This window comes from Nocardioides sp. cx-169 (genome assembly GCF_021083605.1).
Classification (GTDB): domain Bacteria; phylum Actinomycetota; class Actinomycetes; order Propionibacteriales; family Nocardioidaceae; genus Nocardioides.
The window spans coordinates 24,977-45,259 of record NZ_JAJNRO010000010.1; the positions used below are offsets into that span (position 1 = coordinate 24,977).

Annotated in this window: 24 protein-coding genes; 18 read left to right on the plus strand and 6 right to left on the minus strand. The window is 73.1% G+C overall.

Annotated elements, in window-relative coordinates:
- Window positions 1–321 carry an antibiotic biosynthesis monooxygenase gene (locus tag LRP67_RS15285; protein ID WP_231244982.1) on the minus strand — a complete coding sequence of 107 codons (321 nt, stop codon included), beginning with the start codon at window positions 319–321 and terminating at the stop codon, window positions 1–3.
- Between the two features lie 71 nt (window positions 322–392).
- Between LRP67_RS15285 and LRP67_RS15290 the strand changes: the two genes are divergently transcribed.
- The 5 genes from LRP67_RS15290 (at window position 393) to LRP67_RS15310 (ending at window position 4,188) form a co-directional block, all read left to right on the plus strand.
- A complete protein-coding gene (locus LRP67_RS15290; RefSeq protein ID WP_231271025.1) occupies window positions 393–1,511 on the plus strand; it encodes a Nif3-like dinuclear metal center hexameric protein in 1,119 nt (372 codons plus the stop codon).
- Window positions 1,512–1,689: 178 nt separating this feature from the next.
- Window positions 1,690–2,265, plus strand: coding sequence for a zinc ribbon domain-containing protein (locus LRP67_RS15295; RefSeq protein WP_231271026.1), 576 nt, complete (start codon window positions 1,690–1,692; stop codon window positions 2,263–2,265).
- Window positions 2,262–3,473 carry a bifunctional RNase H/acid phosphatase gene (locus LRP67_RS15300; protein ID WP_231271027.1) on the plus strand — a complete coding sequence of 404 codons (1,212 nt, stop codon included), beginning with the start codon at window positions 2,262–2,264 and terminating at the stop codon, window positions 3,471–3,473. The genes LRP67_RS15295 and LRP67_RS15300 overlap by 4 nt, the downstream gene beginning before the upstream one ends.
- Window positions 3,474–3,558: 85 nt before the next feature.
- Window positions 3,559–4,005, plus strand: a complete 447-nt coding sequence (locus LRP67_RS15305; protein ID WP_231271028.1) for a S8 family serine peptidase — start codon at window positions 3,559–3,561, stop codon at window positions 4,003–4,005.
- 18 nt (window positions 4,006–4,023) lie between these two features.
- Window positions 4,024–4,188 (plus strand): hypothetical protein, encoded by a 165-nt coding sequence (locus LRP67_RS15310; protein WP_231271029.1) that lies wholly within the window; start codon window positions 4,024–4,026, stop codon window positions 4,186–4,188.
- Between the two features lie 34 nt (window positions 4,189–4,222).
- Here the strand turns inward: LRP67_RS15310 and yaaA are convergent, their stop codons facing one another.
- Complete coding sequence (gene yaaA, locus LRP67_RS15315; protein WP_231271030.1) at window positions 4,223–5,002, minus strand: peroxide stress protein YaaA; 780 nt, start codon at window positions 5,000–5,002, stop codon at window positions 4,223–4,225.
- Window positions 5,003–5,043: 41 nt separating this feature from the next.
- Between yaaA and LRP67_RS15320 the strand changes: the two genes are divergently transcribed.
- Window positions 5,044–6,516, plus strand: coding sequence for an RNB domain-containing ribonuclease (locus tag LRP67_RS15320; protein WP_231271032.1), 1,473 nt, complete (start codon window positions 5,044–5,046; stop codon window positions 6,514–6,516).
- On the opposite strand, the gene LRP67_RS15325 is transcribed toward LRP67_RS15320, so the two are convergent.
- From LRP67_RS15325 to LRP67_RS15340, 3 genes are all read right to left on the minus strand, one after another.
- Window positions 6,513–6,959, minus strand: a complete 447-nt coding sequence (locus tag LRP67_RS15325; RefSeq protein WP_231271033.1) for an NUDIX domain-containing protein — start codon at window positions 6,957–6,959, stop codon at window positions 6,513–6,515. The two genes, LRP67_RS15320 and LRP67_RS15325, sit on opposite strands and share 4 nt — an antisense overlap.
- A gap of 206 nt (window positions 6,960–7,165) precedes the next feature.
- Window positions 7,166–7,312, minus strand: coding sequence for a hypothetical protein (locus tag LRP67_RS15330; RefSeq protein ID WP_231271034.1), 147 nt, complete (start codon window positions 7,310–7,312; stop codon window positions 7,166–7,168).
- 38 nt (window positions 7,313–7,350) lie between these two features.
- Complete coding sequence (locus tag LRP67_RS15340) at window positions 7,351–7,926, minus strand: sugar O-acetyltransferase (RefSeq protein WP_269211657.1); 576 nt, start codon at window positions 7,924–7,926, stop codon at window positions 7,351–7,353.
- 122 nt (window positions 7,927–8,048) lie between these two features.
- Between LRP67_RS15340 and LRP67_RS15345 the strand changes: the two genes are divergently transcribed.
- The 6 genes from LRP67_RS15345 to LRP67_RS15370 all read left to right on the plus strand — a co-directional run bounded on the left by LRP67_RS15345 (window position 8,049) and on the right by LRP67_RS15370 (window position 14,296).
- Window positions 8,049–8,831 (plus strand): IclR family transcriptional regulator, encoded by a 783-nt coding sequence (locus LRP67_RS15345; RefSeq protein WP_231271035.1) that lies wholly within the window; start codon window positions 8,049–8,051, stop codon window positions 8,829–8,831.
- A 64-nt stretch (window positions 8,832–8,895) separates the two neighbouring features.
- Window positions 8,896–9,708 carry a 2-keto-4-pentenoate hydratase gene (locus LRP67_RS15350; protein ID WP_231271036.1) on the plus strand — a complete coding sequence of 271 codons (813 nt, stop codon included), beginning with the start codon at window positions 8,896–8,898 and terminating at the stop codon, window positions 9,706–9,708.
- Window positions 9,705–10,655 carry an acetaldehyde dehydrogenase (acetylating) gene (locus tag LRP67_RS15355; RefSeq protein ID WP_231271037.1) on the plus strand — a complete coding sequence of 317 codons (951 nt, stop codon included), beginning with the start codon at window positions 9,705–9,707 and terminating at the stop codon, window positions 10,653–10,655. The genes LRP67_RS15350 and LRP67_RS15355 overlap by 4 nt, the downstream gene beginning before the upstream one ends.
- On the plus strand, window positions 10,652–11,707 hold the full coding sequence (gene dmpG, locus LRP67_RS15360) for a 4-hydroxy-2-oxovalerate aldolase (protein ID WP_231271038.1): 1,056 nt from the start codon (window positions 10,652–10,654) through the stop codon (window positions 11,705–11,707). The genes LRP67_RS15355 and dmpG overlap by 4 nt, the downstream gene beginning before the upstream one ends.
- 76 nt (window positions 11,708–11,783) lie before the next feature.
- Entirely contained in the window at window positions 11,784–13,451 is a 1,668-nt protein-coding gene (locus tag LRP67_RS15365) for an FAD-dependent oxidoreductase (protein WP_231271039.1), read from the plus strand.
- Entirely contained in the window at window positions 13,448–14,296 is an 849-nt protein-coding gene (locus tag LRP67_RS15370; protein ID WP_231271040.1) for a hypothetical protein, read from the plus strand. The genes LRP67_RS15365 and LRP67_RS15370 overlap by 4 nt, the downstream gene beginning before the upstream one ends.
- On the opposite strand, the gene LRP67_RS15375 is transcribed toward LRP67_RS15370, so the two are convergent.
- Window positions 14,247–15,104, minus strand: a complete 858-nt coding sequence (locus LRP67_RS15375; RefSeq protein ID WP_231271041.1) for a helix-turn-helix domain-containing protein — start codon at window positions 15,102–15,104, stop codon at window positions 14,247–14,249. The genes LRP67_RS15370 and LRP67_RS15375 overlap by 50 nt on opposite strands.
- 87 nt (window positions 15,105–15,191) lie before the next feature.
- On the opposite strand from LRP67_RS15375, the gene LRP67_RS15380 reads away from it, so the two are divergent.
- The 6 genes from LRP67_RS15380 (at window position 15,192) to LRP67_RS15405 (ending at window position 20,102) form a co-directional block, all read left to right on the plus strand.
- On the plus strand, window positions 15,192–15,950 hold the full coding sequence (locus LRP67_RS15380; protein WP_231271043.1) for an SDR family oxidoreductase: 759 nt from the start codon (window positions 15,192–15,194) through the stop codon (window positions 15,948–15,950).
- Window positions 15,950–16,861, plus strand: coding sequence for an SDR family oxidoreductase (locus LRP67_RS15385; protein ID WP_231271044.1), 912 nt, complete (start codon window positions 15,950–15,952; stop codon window positions 16,859–16,861). Before LRP67_RS15380 ends, LRP67_RS15385 begins: the two co-directional genes overlap by 1 nt.
- Before the next feature lie 69 nt (window positions 16,862–16,930).
- The gene (locus LRP67_RS15390; protein ID WP_231271045.1) at window positions 16,931–18,100 is read left to right on the plus strand and encodes a PP2C family protein-serine/threonine phosphatase; all 1,170 of its coding nucleotides are present in this window, start codon (window positions 16,931–16,933) and stop codon (window positions 18,098–18,100) included.
- Window positions 18,101–18,516: 416 nt separating this feature from the next.
- Entirely contained in the window at window positions 18,517–18,750 is a 234-nt protein-coding gene (locus LRP67_RS15395) for a hypothetical protein (RefSeq protein ID WP_231271046.1), read from the plus strand.
- 180 nt (window positions 18,751–18,930) lie between these two features.
- Window positions 18,931–19,479 carry a putative glycolipid-binding domain-containing protein gene (locus LRP67_RS15400; protein ID WP_231271256.1) on the plus strand — a complete coding sequence of 183 codons (549 nt, stop codon included), beginning with the start codon at window positions 18,931–18,933 and terminating at the stop codon, window positions 19,477–19,479.
- Window positions 19,480–19,748: 269 nt separating this feature from the next.
- Window positions 19,749–20,102, plus strand: coding sequence for a DUF1801 domain-containing protein (locus tag LRP67_RS15405; protein ID WP_231271048.1), 354 nt, complete (start codon window positions 19,749–19,751; stop codon window positions 20,100–20,102).
- Window positions 20,103–20,283: the final 181 nt, after the last annotated feature.

The following is a 20,283-nucleotide window of genomic DNA, read 5'->3' on the forward strand; positions in this document are numbered from 1 at the left end:
CTAGCTCGGCTTGACGTCGAGCACGACCTCGAACTCCAGCAGCTCCGCGCCGCTGGCGACGGGCTTCGGGCGCTCGGCGCCGTCCTGGGGGCCGGCGTGGGCGGCATGGGCGTCGCCGTCGCGCCAGGCGGCGAAAGACTCCTCGTCCTCCCACTGCGTCACGACGAAGTAGCGCTCCTCGCCCTGCACCGGCCGCAGCAGCTGGAAGCCGAGGAATCCCGGCGATCCCTCGACCGTGCCGGCCCGGGCGGCGAAGCGCCTCTCGAGCTCCTCGTGGGCCTGCGGCGGGACACTGATGGCGTTGATCTTCACGACGGGCATGGTCCGAGCCTAGGACGCCATGGGAAGGGGGTCTGCGGCACACCACCCACGAGCGCCACTAGCCTGACCGCATGCCGACCCTCCAGGACGTCATCGATCGGTTGCACGCGTGGTACCCGCCGAGCACTGCGGAGGGGTGGGACGCCGTCGGGCTGGTGTCCGGCGATCCCGACGCCGCGGTCGCGAAGGTGATGTTCGCGGTCGACCCGACCATCGAGGTCGCACGCGAGGCGGCGGAGTGGGGGGCCGACCTGCTGGTCGTGCACCACCCGCTGTTCCTCAAGGCGGTGCACAGCGTCGCCGCGACGACCCCCAAGGGCCGGACCCTCGCGACGCTGACGGCGGCGGGGTGCGCGCTGCTGACCGCCCACACCAACGCGGACCTCGCCGAGGACGGCGTGTCCGCGGCGCTGGCCGACGCGCTCGGGCTCACCGAGGTCACGCCGCTCCTGCCCGAGGATGGGCCACCGCGCGACAAGCTGACCGTCTACGTGCCGGCCGACGCCGCGGCACCGCTGCGCGCGGCCATCGCGGAGGCAGGGGCGGGGCGCATCGGCGACTACGACTTCGCGTCGTTCACCTCCCAGGGGCAGGGCCGGTTCCGCCCGCTCGAGGGCGCCGACCCCGCGATCGGCACCGTCGGCAGCATCGAGACCGTCGAGGAGGTCCGGATCGAGGTCGTCCTGGAGCGGGCGCTGCGCGCCGAGGTGGTGCGCGCCGCGCTCCGGTCGCACCCCTACGAGGAGCCGGCCTACGACGTCGTCGAGCTGGCCGACCCCAGCGGCGCCACCGCCGGCACCGGGCGGATCGGCTCGGTCGCCCCCACCACACTGAGGGAGTTCGCCGAGCACGTCGCCGAGGTGCTGCCGCAGACCGCGCACGGCGTCCGGGTCGCCGGCGACCCGGACCGCGCCGTACGACGGGTCGCGCTGTGCGGGGGAGCGGGAGACTTCCTGCTCGACGGCGTGCTGCGCACCGACGCCGACGTCTACCTCACCAGCGACCTGCGCCACCACCCGGCGAGCGAGTTCGTCGAGAAGGCGGGGCCGGCCCTGGTCGACGTGGCGCACTGGGCCGCGGAGTGGACCTGGCTCCCGGTGGTGGAGGCGAAGCTGCGTGAGGCCCTGGGCGATACGGTGGTGACCCGCGTGAGCACGACCGTCACGGACCCGTGGAACACCCGCCTCTGAGGAGCACCCGCTGAAAGCCGACCCGTTCGCCCAACTGAAGCTGCTCGACGTCCAGGCCCTGGACGCGAAGGCCGACCAGCTGCGGTACCAGCGCTCGCACCTCCCCGAGCACGCCGAGATCGCGACGCTCACGGCGCAGCGCAAGGAGATCGACGACCAGGCCCGCGACGCCCGGATCGTGGTCGACGACCTGAGCGCGGCGCAGGCGAAGGCCGACGCCGACGTCGAGCAGGTCAAGGCACGCCGCGCCCGCGATCGCGACCGGATGGACTCCGGCGCCATCACCAGCCCCAAGGACCTCGAGCGCATGCAGCACGAGCTCACCTCCCTGGAGCGCCGGATCTCGACGCTCGAGGACGAGGAGCTCGAGGTCATGGAGCAGCTCGAGCAGGCCCAGGCCGCGCTCACCGAGCTCACCGAGAAGCTCGCGGCCGTCGACATCCGGCTGGCCGACCTGGTCGCATCGCGTGATGAGAAGGCCGCCGCGATCGACGTGGAGCTCGAGGCCGCGGTCGCCGAGCGCGCCCCCGCCGTCGAGGGGCTGCCCGCGGACCTGTTGGCGCTCTACGACCGCCTGCGCGAGAGCAAGGACGGCGTGGGCGCTGCCGAGCTGCGCCAGCGGCGCTGCACCGGCTGCCAGCTCACCATCGACAACGCCGAGCTTGCCGTGATCCGCGCCAAGCCGACCGACGAGGTCGTCCGCTGCGAGGAGTGCCAGCGGATCCTGGTGCGCACCGGCGAGTCCGGCCTGTGACTCGTCGCGTCATCATCGAGGCGGACGGAGGCTCGCGCGGCAACCCCGGCCCCGCGGCGTACGGCGCCGTGCTGCGGGACGCCGACACCGGCACCGTGCTGGCCGAGGACGGCAGCACCATCGGTCGGGCGACCAACAACGTCGCGGAGTACTCCGGCCTGATCGCGGGCCTGCGCCTGGCGCAGGACCATGTCCCGGACGCCGAGGTGGAGGTCCGCATGGACTCCAAGCTCGTCGTCGAGCAGATGTCGGGGCGCTGGAAGATCAAGCACCCCGACATGCGCCCGCTCGCGGCCGAGGCGACCCGGCTGGCGCCGGCCGGTACGACGTACACCTGGGTGCCGCGCGAGCTGAACGCCTACGCCGACCGGCTGGCCAACGAGGCCCTCGACGGCGTCCGCGACGGGGTCACCGTCCCGGCGCGCGCGGACGACGAGGACTCACTGATCGAGGAGATCGAGAGCCCCGGAGCGGCCGCGGCCGGAGACCCACCGGCGTCGGTCCAGAGCCAGGCGCGCGGCTGGTCCGCCGGCGCCGGCGCCCCGACCACGCTGATCCTGGTGCGCCACGGGGTCACGGCGCACACGGTCGCAAAGCGCTTCTCCGGCGGCCTGGCGAGCGCCAACCCCGCCTTGAGCGACGAGGGCCGCGACCAGGTGCGTGCCACCGCCCAGTGGCTTGCTCCCATCGCCGAGCGGGTGGACGCCGTGATCGCCTCGCCGGTGCGCCGTGCGCTCGAGTCGGCCGAGATCGTCGCCGAGGTGCTCGGCAAGGACGTGGCCGTGGAGCCGGGCTTCGCGGAGATGGAGTTCGGGGTCTGGGACGGACTCACCTTCGCCGAGGTCGGCGAGCGGCACCCCGACGCGCTGCGCGAGTGGCTCGGCTCCCTCGACGCCGCCCCGGAGGGCGGTGAGTCGTTCCGGGTGGTGGAGGAGCGGGTGCTCGCCGGGCTGCAGCGGGTCCTCGACGGGCACCCGGGTAGGACCGTCGTCGTGGTGAGCCACGTGACGCCGATCAAGACGCTGGTCAGCCACGCGGTCAGTGCCCCGCTGGACGCCGTGTTCCGGATGGAGCTCACCCCCGCGTCGGTGACCGTCGTGTCGTTCTTCGGCCGGGGACCGACCGGCGACGAGCCGCGTACGTCGATGCGCCTCTACAACGCGCTGCCCCCGGCCCGCGACCCCTTCGCGGACCCCTCGGGCTGGTAGCGCGTCACAGCGCCGCGCGGATTCCCGGTTTGGCCCAGCCCCACCCACCGCCGCCCCCCATGCGCGCTCCGACAGCGAGGTGCGTGTGGAGCAGTGGTGGCTCGACATCCTGGGCGCCGAGAAGGTCTGGGCGAGGCACACCCGCGGAGCGGGGGTGGTGGTCGCGGTCATCGACGACGGGGTCCACCCGGGCGGCGACCTCGAGGGTGCCGTGCTCCCGGGCTTCAAGCACCCCGGCTCGGGGCGCGGCGACGTCGGCCACGACCGGGTGTTCCACGGGACCACCATGGCCACCGTGATCGCCGGCCGGGGCGCCGGGCCTGAGATCATGGGCATGGCCCCCGAGGCCACCATCCTGCCGGTCAACATCCCCAAGGGGATCAGCACCGACCACACCGTCTCTGCCCTGCGGACGCTCGCGGCCATGGACGAGCGTGACGGCGTGCGCAGCGTGCAGTGGGGCTTCGGCGCCGTCCGGCCCCGGCACGCGATCGAGGACGAGGTCCCCGCGGACGCACCCAACCCCGTCTAGGACGCGCTCGACGAGGCGGTGCCCCCCACCCAGAGCCCCGAGAGCGCTCCGGCCGCTCCCGGTCGGGGCAGCGCCGGTGCCGGCGTGGAGTCGTCCCTGGCGCTCCTCATCGCGGCCGGTCTGGGGGCGGCGACCCTCGTGATCCTGGGCGCCGCCGTGGTGCTCGCGCGCCGTCGGCCCTAGCGGCGGGTCGTGCGGGACCGTGGGGTCAGACCAGTCAGAGCTGGGCGACCACCACGTCGAGCTGGGTGCCCTTCGCCGTGGGGTCGCCGACCTCGACGGTCCACCCGAGCCCGCGCAGCACCTCGGCGAGCTTCACCGGGGTGCGCGGGTCGCGGCCGTCCTCGAGCAGGGCCCGCACGATCCGGCCCTTGGTCGCCTTGTTGAAGTGGCTCACGACCTGGCGCCGGCCGTCGACCTCGTGCAGGACCCGGACGGTCGCCACGCGGGGCGCCAGCTCGGCCGGCGGGCGCCAGAAGGCGGCGTAGGTCCCGGATCGCAGGTCGACCAGGAGCCCGGTGCCCATCGCCTCCGTGACCGCGTCGCCGAGGTGGTCGCGCCAGTGGGCGGCGACGCCGCCGAGGCCGGGCAGGCCGGCGTCGCCGGAGAGGCGGTACGCCGGGATCCGGTCGGCAGGGCGGACCAGGCCGAACACGCTGCTGGTCACGGCCGCTCGGCTGCTGGCCCGGCGCTTGGCCGCGGGGGAGAGGCTCGCGAAGCCGAGCGACTCGTAGACGACGCCGCTGTAGACCTGGTCGGCCCGGGCCGTGGGTGCATGCCGCACCTCGGCGTTGAGGCGGACCAGGTCGAGTTGCGTCTTGGGCACCCCCAGGGTCTTGGCGGCCACGTCCAGGTCGCCCGCGCACAGCTCGACGAGCGCGTCGAGCACCCGCTCACGGGCCGGCCTCAGACCGGGGCTGCCGAGGCCGGCGAGGTCGAGGGGCTTGCCCCGGCGCGGGGCGGACTTGCCCTCGCTGGGCGGCAGCAGGATCAGCACGCCGCAACCCTAGAGCCGCGGCCGGGGCTTAGGGTCGGGGGATGCCGAGCAACCGGGTCGTCCACATCAAGGTCGCCGACGACAGCGCCCCCGACGGGGCCGACAGCGCGGCCGTGGTGGCCACGCTGCGCGAGGGGATCGAGCGGATCCGTGGCGAGCTGGAGGTGAGCCCGGACTTCCCACCCGAGGTGGAGGAGGCGGCCGCGGCGGCCGCGGCCGCACCGCGCCTGCCCGACCTGGACCGCACGGACATCGCGTTCGTCACCATCGATCCCGAGGGAGCGATGGACCTCGACCAGGCCCTCCACATCGAGCGCGCGGGCGACGGCTACGTCGTCCACTACGCGATCGCCGACGTGGCCGCCTTCGTGAGCCCCGGTGACCCGGTCGACGTGGAGGCGCACCGCCGTGGGGAGACCCTGTACGGCGCGGACTCCAAGGTGCCCCTGCACCCCAAGGTGATCTCGGAGGACGCCGGCTCGCTCGTCGAGGGCCAGGTCCGACCGGCGCTGCTGTGGACCATCCGGGTCGACGAGCTCGGCGAGGGCACCGACGTGCACGTCGAGCGCGCGCGGGTGCGCTCGACGGCCAAGCTCTCCTACGAGCAGGCGCAGCGCGCCGTCGACGAGGGGACCGGCGGGGAGGTGCTGACGCTGCTGCAGGAGATCGGCGAGCTCCGGCTGGCGCGCGACGCCGCCCGCGGCGGGGTGTCGTTGCCGCTGCCCGAGCAGGAGATCGACATCCAGGGCGGCCGGTGGAGCCTGGAGTTCCGCTCCCTGCTGCCCGTGGAGCTGTGGAACTCCCAGATCTCGCTGCTGACCGGCTTCGGCGCGGCCACGCTCATGGTCTACGGGCGCGTCGGACTGCTGCGCACCCTGCCGGCCCCGGACCCGCGCGACGTCCAGCGCCTGCACCGCACGGCCCGCGCGCTCGGCATCGAGTGGCCCGCCGAGGTGCTCTACCCCGACTTCATCCGCTCGCTCGACCCCACGCAGCCCGAGCAGGCCGCGATGGTGGTCGCGAGCGCCCGGCTGCTGCGCGGCAGCGGCTACGTCGCCTTCGACGGCGAGGTGCCCGCCGAGCCGCTGCACTCCGCGCTCGCCTCCGAGTACGCCCACGTCACCGCGCCTCTGCGCCGGCTGGCGGACCGCTACGCCGGCGAGGTGTGCGTCGCCCTGTGCGCCGGCGAGCCCGTGCCGGGCTGGGTGCTCGCGGCGCTGCCCGGGCTGCCCAGGACGATGCAGCAGTCCAGCCAGCGCGCCAGGGGCTACGAGCGCGCGGTGCTCGACCTGGTCGAGGCGGGGCTGCTGGCCGCCCGGGTGGGCGAGGAGTTCGACGGCGTCGTCGTGAGCGTCGAGGAGAAGCGGCCCGACCGTGGCGTGGTCATGCTGGCCGAGCTGGGCGTCGAGGCCCCGGTCGTCGGGGACGGCGACCTGCCGCTCGGGACCGACGTACGCGTACGTCTGGAGACGGCCGACGTGGCGACCCGCTCGGTCCGGATGCGACTGGTCTAGGACGCCGCCACGAACTTCGCCAGCGAGGAGTCCGGCGCGGACCAGGCCTCCCGGAAGCTCGCGTGCAGCGGCAGGTCGGCCACCTCCGCGGCGGGCACCCAGGCGTGGCCGTCGCTCTCGGCCAGGTCCGCCAGCCGGAGCGGGCCGGTCGGCACCGCCAGCACGGTCTCGTAGGTCCAGCCGCCGCAGCTCGCGGTGGAGGAGCCGCGGACCGCGACCTCGTGGGCGGCCAGCCCGAGCTCCTCGCCGGCCTCGCGGATGGCGGCCTGCTCCCAGGTCTCCCCACGCTCGCGGGCGCCGCCGGGGATCGACCAGGTGCCGCCCTGGTGCGCCCAGCGCGCGCGCAACTGCAGGAGCACCCGCCCGCCCTCCGCGATCAGCAGCCCGGCGGCGCCGCGGCGGCCCCAGTGGTGGTGGCCGTGGGTGCACGTCGCCCAGGTCATGCGGCCAGGCTAGCGAGCCCCGAAAGCGTCGGTCAGTCGTCCAGGGAGCGGAGTCGCCCATCGTGGCGTCGTACTTCGCCAGGTGGCTCTTCACCCAGGCGATCTCCTTGGCCGACAGGTCGGGCTGGCGGTCGGGTCCCGGGGTCTCGAGGCTCAGGCGCCGGGGCGCCTTCACACCTCGACCACCGAGGGGGTCCTCCGATCGCTCAGGGGAGCACGGGCTCGGTCTCCGGCAGGGTCGGGTCCGGCGGCGTCTCGCCCGGCCCCGGGGCGGGGGGCACGGCGGGGTCGGTGGGGCCGGGGCTCGGCACCACGTCCGGGTCGGGGAGGGGCTCGGTGGGGTTGGTGGTCATGGCTACCCGTACCCGGCCCCGTCCTGCGCATGCCGGGGTCAGGACAGGTGTTTGACGACCCGGGCCGGGTTGCCGACGGCCACGACGTCGGCGGGGAGGTCCTTGGTCACGACGGCGCCCGCGCCGACGACGGTGTTGTCGCCGATGCTCACCCCGGGGCAGACGACGACCCCGCCGCCGAGCCAGACGTTGTCGCCGATCGTGATCGGCTCGGCCGCCTCCCACTTGTCGCGCCGAGGGCCCGGCTCGACCGGGTGCGTGGGGGTGAGCAGCTGGACGTGCGGGCCGATCTGCACGTCGTCGCCGATCGTGATGCGCGCGACGTCGAGCGCGACCAGCCCGTAGTTCGCGAAGCACCGGGCGCCGAACGTGAGATGGGCGCCGAAGTCGACGTAGAGGGGAGCCCGGATCTCGGTGTCGTCGCCCACGCCGCCGAGGAGCTGCTCCAGCAGGGCACGGCGCAGCGGCTTCTGTCGTGGACCGGTGGCGTTGTAGGCCGCCATCAGGTCCTGGGCGGTGTGGGCCTGCTCCTCGAGCTCCGGGTCGTCTGCGATGTAGAGGTCGCCGGCCATCATCCGCTCGCGCATCGAGCGGCCGTCGAGGGAGTCAGCCATGTCCGAACGCTACCGGCCGCACCTGATCGGGGAGGCTGCCGCAGCCGCTCTTGGACCGGCTACGGGTGGTGGAGCTACGGGGTCTTCGCGGAGGCTGACCCCCTGCCGCTAGGTTCGGTCGGGTGACCCGCGAGCTACGACCGCCCGACACCGACACGGTGCTGGGCAAGGTGGTGGCGGTTCTGTCGGCCTTCCATGTCGACGACCACGACCTGCGCCTGGCCGAGCTCGTACGGCGGACCGGCCTCGCGAAGGGCACCCTGCACCGGATCCTGTCCGACCTGGTCGCGACCCGGCTGGTCGAGCGCACCGAGCACGGCTACCGCCTCGGCGGCCGGCTCTTCGAGCTCGGCATGCGGGCCTCCGTCGAGCGCCGCCTGCTCGAGGTGGCGACCCCGTTCATGGAGGACCTCTACGAGCGCACGCACGAGACCGTGCACCTCGGGGTGCTCGAGGGGCGCGAGGTCGTCTACGTCTCCAAGATCGGCGGGCACCGCCAGGCCACCACCCCGTCTCGCATCGGCGGGCGGATGCCGCTGCACTGCACGGCCATCGGCAAGGCCCTCCTGGCGCACAGCGAGCCGGATCTCGTCGCCGAGGTGCTCGCGTCCGGGCTGGACCGCCGTACCCCGCGGACGGTGACGGGGCCAGGGTTGCTGCGCCGCCAGCTCGAGCGCGTCCTGGAGTCGGGGGTGGCCTTCGAGCACGAGGAGTCCGCGGTCGGCATCGTCTGCGTCGCCGCGCCCGTCCTGGACGCCGACGACCGCCCGATCGCCGCGGTCAGCCTGACCGGGCCGGTGACCCGCTTCCACCCCGAGACCCACGCGACCTCGGTGCGGGCCGCCGCCGCCGGCGTCGCGGCCACCCTCGCCCGGCGGGAGGCGCTGCGCCACGACGCCCCCTAAGCAGGGTCCGGTGGGTGGAACGTTCGCCTGGTGGGGTCGGCCCGGCGTGCCGCAGGCTGGCGGCATGACAGCAACCTCCGTCGCCGAGACCGCCGTCGATCAGGCGGCCACCCGTCTCCTCGACGCCCAGTCCACCGGCACCCCCTGCGCCCCCGTGCGCGACCTGATCGGCCCCGCCGACGTCGACCGCGCCTACGCCGTCCAGGAGCGCCTCACGGCCGCCCGGCTCGCGAGTGGCGCCACGATCGTCGGCCGCAAGATCGGCCTCACCTCCCCGGCGGTCCAGCAGCAGCTCGGCGTCGATCGCCCCGACTTCGGCGTGCTCTTCGACGACATGGACGTCGCCGCCGGCGGCGTGGCGCCCATGGCCCGCCTGCTCCAGCCCAAGGTCGAGGCGGAGATCGCGTTCGTGCTGGCCGAGGACCTGGACCGCGACGACCTCGACGTCGACACCGTGAGGTCGGCCGTCGAGTACGCCGTCGCGGCACTGGAGATCGTCGACTCGCGCATCGCCGGCTGGGACATCACCTACGGCGACACCGTCGCCGACAACGCCTCCAGCGGCCTCTACGTCCTGGGGGAGCGGCGCGTCTCGCTCGAGGAGTTCACACCCGTGGACGCCGAGATGTCGATGAGCATCGACGGTGAGGTCGTCTCCACCGGCAACGGCGCGGCCTGCCTCGGCGACCCGCTCGCGGCGCTGGTGTGGCTTGCCCGGACCGCCCGCGAGGTCGGCACCCCGCTGCGCGCCGGCCAGGTCGTGCTCTCCGGTGCCCTCGGCCCCATGGTGGCCGTCACCGCGGGCGCCCACGTCTCCGCCGAGATCTCCGGACTCGGCACCGTCACCGTCGGCTTCAGTGGAGAGGACCAGGCATGAGCAGCAAGACCAAGGTCGCGATCATCGGCTCGGGCAACATCGGGACCGACCTGATGATCAAGGTCCTCCGGCTCTCGGAGGTGCTCGAGATGGGCGCGATGGTCGGGATCGACCCCGACTCCGACGGGCTGGCCCGCGCCCGGCGCCTCAACGTGCCGACCACCCACGAGGGCGTCGACGGCCTGATCGCGATGCCGGGCTTCGACGAGATCGGCATCGTCTTCGACGCCACCTCCGCGAAGGCCCACGTCGCGAACGCCGCCAAGCTCGCGCCGTACGGCGTGAAGCTGGTCGACCTGACGCCCGCGGCGATCGGCCCGTTCGTGGTCCCGGCCGTCAACCTCGACGAGCACGGCTCCGCCGACAACGTCAACATGGTCACCTGCGGAGGGCAGGCGACGATCCCGATCGTCGCGGCCATCTCCCGGGTCACCGCCGTGCCCTACGCCGAGATCGTCGCGTCCATCGCGTCGAAGTCGGCCGGTCCCGGCACGCGCGCCAACATCGACGAGTTCACCGAGACCACCTCGCACGCGATCGAGGCCGTCGGCGGCGCCACGCGCGGCAAGGCGGTCATCATCCTCAACCCCGCCGAGCCGCCGCTGATCATGCGCGACACCGTCTTCGCGCTCATCGGTAACGCGGACGAGGCCACGCACCAGGCGATCCGCGCCTCCGTCGAGGAGATGGTCGAGTCCGTCGCGGCGTACGTGCCGGGCTACCGCCTCAAGCAGCAGGTGCAGATCACGCCCGTCCCCGAGGGGCAGCCCGTGCACACCCTCGCCGGCGACGCCGCCGCCACCCACCAGGTGTCGGTGTTCCTCGAGGTCGAGGGCGCCGCCCACTACCTCCCGGCCTACGCCGGAAACCTCGACATCATGACCTCGGCCGCGCTGCGCACCGCCGAGCGGATGGCCACCCACTCCCTGCAGGAGGTCCCCGCATGACCACGAAGCTCTTCATCCAGGACGTCACGCTGCGCGACGGCATGCACGCCGTGCGTCACCGGATCACGCCCGACAACGTCGTGAAGATCGTGCGGGCGCTCGAGGCCGCGGGCGTCGACGCCATCGAGGTCGCCCACGGCGACGGTCTCGCGGGCGGCTCGCTCAACTACGGCCCCGGCTCGCACTCCGACTGGGAGTGGATCGAGGCGGCCGCGCAGAACATCTCGCGCGCCCGGCTCACCACCCTGCTGCTGCCGGGCATCGGCACCATCGAGGAGCTCAAGCACGCCTACCGGCTGGGCGTCCGCTCGGTCCGCATCGCGACGCACTGCACCGAGGCCGACGTCTCCGCGCAGCACATCGCCACCGCCCGCGACCTCGGCATGGACGTCTCGGGCTTCCTGATGATGAGCCACATGGCGCCGGCCGAGGAGCTGGCCCGCCAGGCCAAGCTGATGGAGTCCTACGGCGCCCACTGCGTCTACGTCACCGACTCCGGCGGCCGGCTCACGATGGCGGGCGTGCGCGAGCGGGTCACCGCCTACCGCGACGTCCTCGACCCGGCCACCGAGATCGGCATCCACGCCCACGAGAACCTCTCGCTCTCGGTCGCTAACTCGGTGGTGGCCGTCGAAGCCGGCGTCACGCGCGTCGACGCCTCCCTCGCCGGCCACGGCGCCGGCGCGGGCAACTGCCCGATCGAGCCGTTCATCGCGGTCGCGGACCTGCAGGGCTGGGAGCACGGCTGCGACCTGTTCGCGCTGCAGGACGCCGCCGACGACCTGGTGCGCCCGCTCCAGGACCGTCCGGTCCGGGTGGACCGCGAGACCCTGACCCTCGGCTACGCCGGGGTCTACTCCAGCTTCCTGCGGCACGCCGAGGCGGCCTCCGAGCGCTACGGGATCGACGTACGCGCGATCCTGCTCGAGGTCGGGCGACGCGAGCTGGTCGGCGGCCAGGAGGACATGATCGTGGACATCGCGCTGAACCTCGTCGCCGACCTCGAGGCCACGGTGGGCGAGGCGGCCACCGCAGAGGCCGTGCCCGCCTAGAAACCCTCTCGCCGCACCCGCCCTCCGGGGGTAGCGTGATCTGTCGACGACAGCGCGCTCCCCGGAGGTGCGGGACATGCACGACACCGACCCGGTCATCATGCTGGCCACGGCCGACCCCGTCTCGCGCGAGGTCATGGGTGGCGAGCTGCGCCGTCGCTACGGCAGCGACTACGAGGTCGTGGTCGCTGCCGAGTACGCCCACGCCCGGGCGATCCTCGAGGGGCTCAGGCGCTGGGGGCGCGACGTCGCCCTGGTCATCGGCTACTACGGACCCGACGACCGGGAGGGCCTCACCTTCCTGCGCCAGGCGTACCCGCTCGCGCCGGCGGCGAAGCGGGCGGTAGCGGTCACCTGGGGCGACTTCGCCAGCTCCGCGCCGGTGTTCGACGCCATCGCCCGAGGCCACGCGGAGCTGTCCCTGGTGCGCCCGGAGCGGTCTCGTGACGAGGAGTTCCACGGCGCGCTCACCGACGCCCTCGACGACTGGCACCTCGCCCAGGGCGTGGGCTTCGAAGCGGTGCGGGTCATCGGCGAGGCGCGTGACGAGCGCACCCACATGCTGCGCGACTCGTTCGCGCGCAACCACATCCCCGTGGGCTTCCACCAGGTCGGCACCGACGCGGCACACCGGATGCTGGAGTCCCTGGGCCTCCACGAGCCCGCGCTGCCGGTGGTCGTCCTCGCCTTCACCACTCCGCCGACGACCCTCGTCGACCCGACGGACCTGGAGATCGCCGACGCCTTCGGCCTGATGGAGCCGCTCCCGGCCGGCCAGGTCTTCGACGTGGTGGTGGTCGGCGCCGGCCCGTCCGGCCTGGCGGCCGCGGTCTACGCCTCCTCCGAGGGCCTCTCCACCCTGGTCGTCGAGCAGCAGGCCGTCGGCGGGCAGGCCGGTACCAGCTCCCTGATCCGCAACTACCCCGGCTTCTCCCGCGGGGTGAGCGGGGCGCACCTGGCGTTCCGCGCGTTCCAGCAGGCGTGGATGTTCGGCACGGAGTACTCCTTCATGCGCCGAGCCGAGCGTCTCCAGCCCGGCGGGGACGTGCACCGGGTCGGGCTGTCCGACGGCAGCGAGGTCTGCGCCCGCAGCGTCGTGGTGGCGAGCGGGGTCGACTACCGGCGACTCGGCGTCCCAGAGCTCGAGGAGCTGCTCGGCCGGGGAGTCTTCTACGGCGCCGCGGTCTCCGAGGCACCCTCGATGACCAGGCAGGGCGTGTGCGTCGTCGGCGGCGGCAACTCCGCCGGACAGGCCGCTCTCCACCTGGCGCGCTATGCCCGGCACGTCACGTTGCTGGTGCGCGGGCCTAGCCTGGCCGCGAGCATGTCCGACTACCTGATCGGCCAGCTGGAGGCCACCCGCAACCTCACGATCCGCTACCACGGGGCGGTGGTGGGCGGGCGCGCGGTCGACGGCTGCCTCGTGGCGCTGACCGTCGCCGACACCCGGCCCGGCCACGAGGCGCGCGAGGAGCTGGAGGCCTCCGGTCTGTTCGTGCTCATCGGCTCGGTGCCGCGGACCGGCTGGCTGCCCGAGGCCGTGGAGCGCGACGAGTCCGGCTTCGTACGCACCGGCAGCGGTCTGCCCCTGGAGACCAGCGTGCCGGGCATCTTCGCGATCGGCGACGTCCGTGCCGAGTCCATCAAGCGAGTCGCGACCGCGGTCGGCGACGGCGCGACCGTCATCTCCGTGCTGCACGGGTACCTGGCCGAGCACCCGTCGCCCGCCGTGACGGCCACGTGACCTCGCCGGCGCTGCGCCGGCTGCTGCTGATCGCGGCGGTCCTGGTCTTCCTCGCGGGCCTGCAGCTCTACGTCTTCCCTCGTCGTACCGAGGACTGGTTCGCCTGGACCATCGAGCCGCCGATGACCGCCGTCTTCCTGGGGGCGGCGTACTGGTCGAGTGCGGTGCTCGAGATCGCCGGCGCCCGCGCCGGAGACTGGCATCGCGCCCGCCTGGCGGTCGGCAGCGTGCTCGTCTTCACGGCCCTGACGCTGGGCGTGACGCTGCTCCACCTGGACCGGTTCCATCTCGGGGCCGAGCACCCCGCGACCGCGCGAGCGATCACCTTCGGTTGGCTGGCGATCTACACCGTGGTCCCCGTGGTGCTCGCGCTGGTGGGCTGGCGCGCGATGCGCCGGGCCGAGCCCATCGATCGTGCCTGGCGCACCCCGTTGCCCTCGCCGCTGCGGGTCCTCCTCCTGGCCCTGGGCCTGGTGCTGGTGGCGACGGGCGTCGTGCTGCTGGTCGCGCCAGCCACCGCGGACACGTGGTGGTCGTGGCCGCTGACTCCGCTGACGGCGCGGGCGGTGGGGGCGTGGCTGGTCGGGCTCGGCTGGGCGGCGGGCCACGCCGGCCTGGTCGACGACACCGCTGCCGTGACACCCGTCGGGCTGACCGGGGTGACCTTCGTGGTACTGCAGTGCGTCGCCCTCGCTCGTTACGGCGGCGACCTGGAGTGGGGGCCGGCCGCGGCTGGCTACGGGCTGGGCCTGCTGGCGATCGGCGTCGCCGGCGTCTGGATGATGGCGCTCGGAGTCACTGCTGGGGGGACACCTGCTGCGAGCCGACGACCTCGAGCAGCCTGAGCTTGTCGGCGCTGTCGGTGCCGACCGCCGGCGTGAACCACAGCAGCCGCTGGCGCCCGTCCTCGCTGACGAGGTTGAGGCAGTTGACCTCCAGGACGCCGAGGGAGGGGTGGACGAGGCGCTTGCGGTCGTGGCGGCGGAACGCGACGTCGTGGACCGCCCACGCCTGCGCGAACTCGAGGGAGCAGGCGAGCAGATCGGCGATCAGGGCGGCGGCCTCGGTGTCCTTGGCGTCGCGCCGGGCGGCGGCCGCGCGCAGGTCGGCGACCAGCGCCCGCGTCTGCCCCGCGTGGTCTTCCTCGGGGTAGTGCCCGCGGGCCTCGGGGTCGGTGAACCACCGATGGACCAGGCTCGCGTCAGGTCCGCTGTGCCGGGTCTCGTCGCCGACCAGGGCCACGGCGAGCGGGTTCTGGACCAGGGTGACGTGCAGGTCGGTGATCACCTGCGCGGGCGTCGAGGTCAGCCGCATCAGGAGGTCGAGCATCCCGGGATGGACGTGGGAGGCGGCGCCGACGTCGCGGGGCACCGGACGCTCGGCCAGGTGGAAGAGGTGGTCGCGCTCGTCCCGCGAGAGCCGCAGCGCCCGCGCCAGCGCGGCCAGCATCTGCTCCGACGGCTGCGAGCCGGCGCCGCGCTCGAGCTCGTTGTAGTAGTCGACGGAGGCGCCCGCGAGCAGGGCGACCTCGTCGCGGCGCAGCCCCGGCACCCGGCGCCGCGGCCCCCGGACCAGCCCCACGTCCTCGGGCCGGATGCGGTCGCGCCGCGAGCGCAGGAACGCGGCCAGCTCGGCGTACCTCTGGGAGCTCATGGCCACCAGTCTGCGGCAGCAGGGGTCCGCGACCCAGGGGATGACATCCCCTGGCTGAGCGCAGGCACCTCGTGGATGGTCGATGACATGACCACCACACCCACCACTGTCAGGGCGACCGGACGCGTCGCCATCGTGACCGGCGGCTCGGGCGGCATCGGCCGCGCCGTCGCCCAGAGGCTCGCCGGCGACGACTTCTGCGTCGTCGTCAACTACGCCGGCGGCACCACTGCCGCCGAGGAGACCGTCGACTCCATCACCTCGGTCGGCGGCACGGCCATCGCCGTGCAGGCCGACGTCGCCGACGAGGACGCGGTCGCCGCGCTCTTCGACCGAGCCGAGTCCGAGCTGGGCGGCGTCGACGTGGTCGTCAACGCGGCCGGGCGCATGGTCCTGGCCCCGATCGCCGACTTCGACCTGGCCGACCTCGACGCGCTGCACCGCACCAACATCCGCGGCAGCTTCGTCGTCGCGCAGCAGGCCGCCCGCCGCCTGCGCGACGGCGGCTCGTTCGTCGGGTTCTCGACCTCGGTCGTCGGCACGGCGTTCCCCACCTACGGCCCCTACGCCGCCAGCAAGGCCGCCGTCGAGGGCATGACCATGATCCTGGCCCGCGAGCTGCGCGGGCGCGACATCACCGTCAACGCGGTCGCCCCCGGCCCCACGGGCACCGCCCTGTTCCTCGACGGCAAGACCGACGAGGAGATCGAGCGCCTGGCCAAGGTGCCGCCGCTGGAGCGGCTCGGCACGCCCGACGACGTCGCCGGCGTGGTCGCCTTCCTCGCGAGCCCCTCGGGCCACTGGGTGAACGGCCAGGTCCTGCGTGCGAACGGAGGGATGATCTGATGTCGACCACCACGAGCTCCCAGGTCGTCCTCGTCACCGGTGCCTCCACCGGCTTCGGCCGCCTGACGGCCGAGACCCTCGCCCGGTCCGGCCACACGGTGGTCGCCGGCATGAGGGAGACCGAGGGTCACAACGCCACCCACGTCACGGCGCTCGCCGAGCTCGCCGCCGCCGAGGGCATCGCCATCGGGGCAGTCGAGCTCGACGTCCAGGACGAGGCCTCGGTCGACGCCGGGGTCGCGGACGTGATCGCGCGCCACGGGCAGCTCGATGTCGTCGTGCACAACGCCGGGCACATGGTGCTCGGGCCCACGGAGGCCTTCACGCCCGAGCAGCTCGCCGAGCAGTACGACGTCAACGTGCTGAGCACCCAACGCGTCAACCGGGCCGCGCTTCCACACCTGCGCGAGCGGCGCTCGGGCCTGCTGGTCTGGGTCGGCTCGTCGTCGACCCGGGGCGGGCACCCGCCGTTCCTGGCGCCGTACTTCGCGGCCAAGGCGGGGATGGACGCGCTCGCGGAGAGCTATGCGGTCGAGCTGATCAGGTTCGGCATCGACACCACCATCGTCGCACCCGGGGCCTTCACCTCGGGGACCAACCACTTCGCGCACGCTGGGAGCCCGGCCGACACCGAGGTGGAGCGCTCCTACGACGTGGAGTACGGGGAGCTCCGCGAGGATCTGCCGAACCGGCTGAGCGCCATCACGCCGCCCGACGCCGACGCCCAGACCGTCGCCGACGAGATCGCCCGGGTCGTCGGGCTCCCTGCCGGGCAGCGGCCGTTCCGCACCCACGTCGACCCCAGCCAGGACGGCAGCGAGGTGGTCTCGGCGGTCTATGACCGCCTGCGCGTGGAGTTCTTCCGCCGCATGGGAATGACCGACCTCCTGCCTGCGCTGGCCAGCCTGTGACCGGTCGGGGGCCAGTGGGGCAGGCTCACCCTCTAGGCTCTGGCCCGTGCCGGAGCAGGGAGGTCGATCGTGATCGCGGACGTGGGGTCGGTGCAGAGCATGCTCGACAGCGTGCGGGTCGTCATGGGCTCGGACACCGCCACCCTGCTGCTGCTGGACGAGACGGGCACCGTATTGGAGCCCGCCGCCTCCTCCGGCCTCGGCCGCCGGTGGCGCGGCGCGACGCACGTGCCCGTCGGTTCCGGCTTCGCGGGGCGCGTGGCCGCGGAGCGGTCGCCGGTCATGCTCGACGAGATCAACGAGGTCTCGGTCCTGAACCCGATCCTGCGGGACTTCGGCGTGCAGGGACTCCTCGGGGTGCCCGTGGTCGGGACCGCCGGCCTGCTCGGGGTGCTGCACGTCGGCTGCCTCATGCGCCGTACCTTCACCCCCCAGGACGTCGAGCGCCTCGAGGACGCCGCCGCGGAGATCGCCCGGCGCCTGTCCGAGCGGGCCGAGGACGACGCCCACCTCGCGGCCCTCGCGCTGCAGCGCAGCCTGCTGCCGGCGGCACCTCCGGCGATCGACGGGCTCGACCTCGCGGTGCGCTACCTGCCCGCAGAGGGTGACCTCGGCGGCGACTGGTACGACATCTTCACGCTGCCCAGCGGGATGGTCGGGGTGGTGATGGGCGACGTGGAGGGGCATGGCCTGCGATCCGCGATCGCCATGGGCCGCCTGCGCAGCGCCCTGCGTGCCTACGCCCTCGACTACGAGGACCCCGAGGAGGTGCTGCACCGGCTCGACCGCAAGCTCTGCTACTTCGAGAGCGACATCTGCGCCACCGTCGTCTATGCCGTCAGCGAGCCGCCCTTCGACGTCGTGACGGTCTGCCGCGCCGGTCACCCGGCGCCGCTGGTCGCCCGCTCCTCCCAGCCCTTCGCCGAGGTGGTCGGCCTCTCGACCGGCCTGCTGCTCGGCGTCGACGCCGAGCACCGGCGCCAGAGCGAGACGGTCGCACTCGCCCCGGGCGACGCCCTGGCCTTCTACACCGACGGCCTGATCGAGCGTCGCGGCGGAACCGCCTCCCACCTGGACCAGCCCCTCGACCGGCTGGAGCTCGTACGCCGCGCGTTCCGGGCCGGCGACAACGCCGAGACGGCGTGCAGCCGGATCATCGCCGAGGGCCTCGGCGACGACAGCGTCGAGGACGACGTGGCCCTGCTCGTGGTGCGGCGCCCGCCCGAGCAGCCCACCTGACGTCGCCCGCGGTCGGCGTCCGCGGAAGTCGTGCCAACCTGCGCCGGGACCGCCGGCGCGCACCGGGCCCGCGGCCCCGGCCAGATTCGCGCCGGCCCTGCCGGAGGTCATCGACCCGCCGGACACGTCACCGCTCCAGTCCGACGACCCGGTCGAGGGGGCGGTCCTCGCGGTCGAGCAGGACGGCGTCGCGCAGGTGCTCGGCACGGAGGCCGGCTGGCGCACCGTGCCGCCAGCGGCCCCCAGTCCTACGAGGTCGTGATCAGCTCGGGCGAGACGGAGAAGGTCCCTCTTCCGGCCGGGATCTCGAAGACGAGCGACCCGGAGGGCAGCTGGCTCGTCAGCGCCGACGACGGCCGGCCGTTCACGTCGTGGTCGCCGGCCGTCAGGCGCTCACCCCGCGGTACCGCCTGCCCGTGCTCGACCTCGACGGAAACTACAGCAACTGGGGGCTCGGACCTGTCGCGATCGCCGACGACGGCACGGTCCTGCTCCGCGTTGCGGCCATCGCCCGGCAGGTCGACAGGTTCCGACTGGTGGCGTGGGAGCCCACCACCGGTGAGCTGTCGATCGTCAGCGCCACCGACCTCCCGGTCGACTCGTCGGTGGTGTTCGCGCCGGGTTTCCTGCGAGAGATCGGACCCGGCTGAGGGTCGGCGACAGGGCCGAGGCGAACGGGCTAGGCGCCCGAGAAGGCCGCGAGCAACTGTCTGGCAGAGCATCCGCGACCTGTCCGCACGATGCGCCAAGATAGGCGGAATGGGGCAGGTCAACGGGTCACCAATCCGTGCTGCAGACCCGATCTACGAGGGAGGGAGCAGGTATCAGTGATGGAGCAGCTTCCACCATTCGCGGCGTGGCGCTTCCTGGGCGCAGTCGAGGGCTTCGAGGTCGTCTACACCGCGCCCGGCGAGCTCCGAGGCCATACGTCCGCGATCGAGGCCGGCCAGGCGTACGCCGTCCGCTACGACATCCGCTTCGACGAACAGTGGCGCACCCGCGAGGTCAACATCAGCACCGACACCGTTGTCGGCCCGCAAGAAGTGAGGCTGGCGGCCGACGGATCAGGCAACTGGACCGTGAACGACCAACCCAGGCTCGACCTTCACGGCCTGATGGACGTTGACCTCGAAGCGTCAGCATGCACCAACACCTTCCCCGTCCACCGGCTTCACCTTCCTACCGGTGAGACAGTCCGAGCCCCCGCGGTGTACGTCCAGGCCCTCGACCTCACCGTGCGACGGCTCGACCAGGCCTACCGCCGGCTCGACGCCGACCGATTCCACTACACGTCAGAAGGTGGGTTCGAGGCCGTGCTGCGTTACGACGACAGCTTGCTGATCATCGACTACCCGGGCATAGCTGTCCGTTTCGCCTGACTTTGCCAGCGCTTCACTTCGAGCGCACGCGTCGCGGCACGAGCGTGTGTCTTGGGCGCTCGCTACGTGGGAGATTCGGACGACCCGATCGCGGCAGATCCGTTAGCCTGATTGCGGTGGTACGCCACCGACTGCGCTCCCACGTGGCGAACCACGTGAATCATCGCGGAGAGGCCTGAGCAGCTCAGGACATGTCCGGATGGGGTGCGGCGCTGTTGCGCCGACTTCAATCCGCCGGTGCCCGACATCGGCAGGCGAAAGGACACGACATGTCGTCGAAGGACGAGAAGAACCTGACGCAGGTGACCGAGAAGATCTCGAAGATGGAAGAGCCGCAGCGTTCGACCATGCTGCAGGTGCACGACGTCATCATGACTGCGGCCCCCACCCTGAAGCCGCGCATCTGGTACGGGATGCCCGCCTACGCGAAGTCGGCGAGCACGCCCGCGCTTGTCACGCTCCGCAACGACGAACGAGTGAATCTCGCGATCACCGAGAAGGCAGCCTTCCGCGCGGCAGGCGGCGTGGACGGAGGCCTGATGCCGGCCGCGTGGTACCTCGAGACGGTGGACGCCGTCACCGAGAAGCGCATCGCCGAGATCGTCCGCTCGGTAGTCGACTGAGGCTGTTCGCGCCCGCTCCGGGATGAGGTGGATTGCGCCTCGTCCCGGGGAGGGCCGAGACAGGGCAGGAGCTGCGCTCATCTCGGCAGAAGCGTGCGGTTCGACCCGCGCCGACAGGCGGTCGAATGACGCCGTCGTCGCGCCACGGGCGGCCGAAGTCGCCACCGTGTCTGTTGGCCAG

Coding starts and splice junctions, on each gene's coding strand:
- LRP67_RS15290 (WP_231271025.1), top strand. CDS start 393: ATGCCGACCCTCCAGGACGTCATCGATCGGTTGCACGCGTGGTACCCG.
- LRP67_RS15375 (WP_231271041.1), bottom strand. CDS start 15,104: ATGAGCTCCCAGAGGTACGCCGAGCTGGCCGCGTTCCTGCGCTCGCGG.
- LRP67_RS15400 (WP_231271256.1), top strand. CDS start 18,931: ATGGAGCAGCTTCCACCATTCGCGGCGTGGCGCTTCCTGGGCGCAGTC.
- LRP67_RS15405 (WP_231271048.1), top strand. CDS start 19,749: ATGTCGTCGAAGGACGAGAAGAACCTGACGCAGGTGACCGAGAAGATC.
- LRP67_RS15365 (WP_231271039.1), top strand. CDS start 11,784: ATGCACGACACCGACCCGGTCATCATGCTGGCCACGGCCGACCCCGTC.
- LRP67_RS15380 (WP_231271043.1), top strand. CDS start 15,192: ATGACCACCACACCCACCACTGTCAGGGCGACCGGACGCGTCGCCATC.
- LRP67_RS15285 (WP_231244982.1), bottom strand. CDS start 321: ATGCCCGTCGTGAAGATCAACGCCATCAGTGTCCCGCCGCAGGCCCAC.
- LRP67_RS15325 (WP_231271033.1), bottom strand. CDS start 6,959: ATGACCTGGGCGACGTGCACCCACGGCCACCACCACTGGGGCCGCCGC.
- LRP67_RS15330 (WP_231271034.1), bottom strand. CDS start 7,312: ATGACCACCAACCCCACCGAGCCCCTCCCCGACCCGGACGTGGTGCCG.
- LRP67_RS15355 (WP_231271037.1), top strand. CDS start 9,705: ATGAGCAGCAAGACCAAGGTCGCGATCATCGGCTCGGGCAACATCGGG.
- LRP67_RS15385 (WP_231271044.1), top strand. CDS start 15,950: ATGTCGACCACCACGAGCTCCCAGGTCGTCCTCGTCACCGGTGCCTCC.
- dmpG (WP_231271038.1), top strand. CDS start 10,652: ATGACCACGAAGCTCTTCATCCAGGACGTCACGCTGCGCGACGGCATG.
- LRP67_RS15340 (WP_269211657.1), bottom strand. CDS start 7,926: ATGGCTGACTCCCTCGACGGCCGCTCGATGCGCGAGCGGATGATGGCC.
- LRP67_RS15350 (WP_231271036.1), top strand. CDS start 8,896: ATGACAGCAACCTCCGTCGCCGAGACCGCCGTCGATCAGGCGGCCACC.
- LRP67_RS15320 (WP_231271032.1), top strand. CDS start 5,044: ATGCCGAGCAACCGGGTCGTCCACATCAAGGTCGCCGACGACAGCGCC.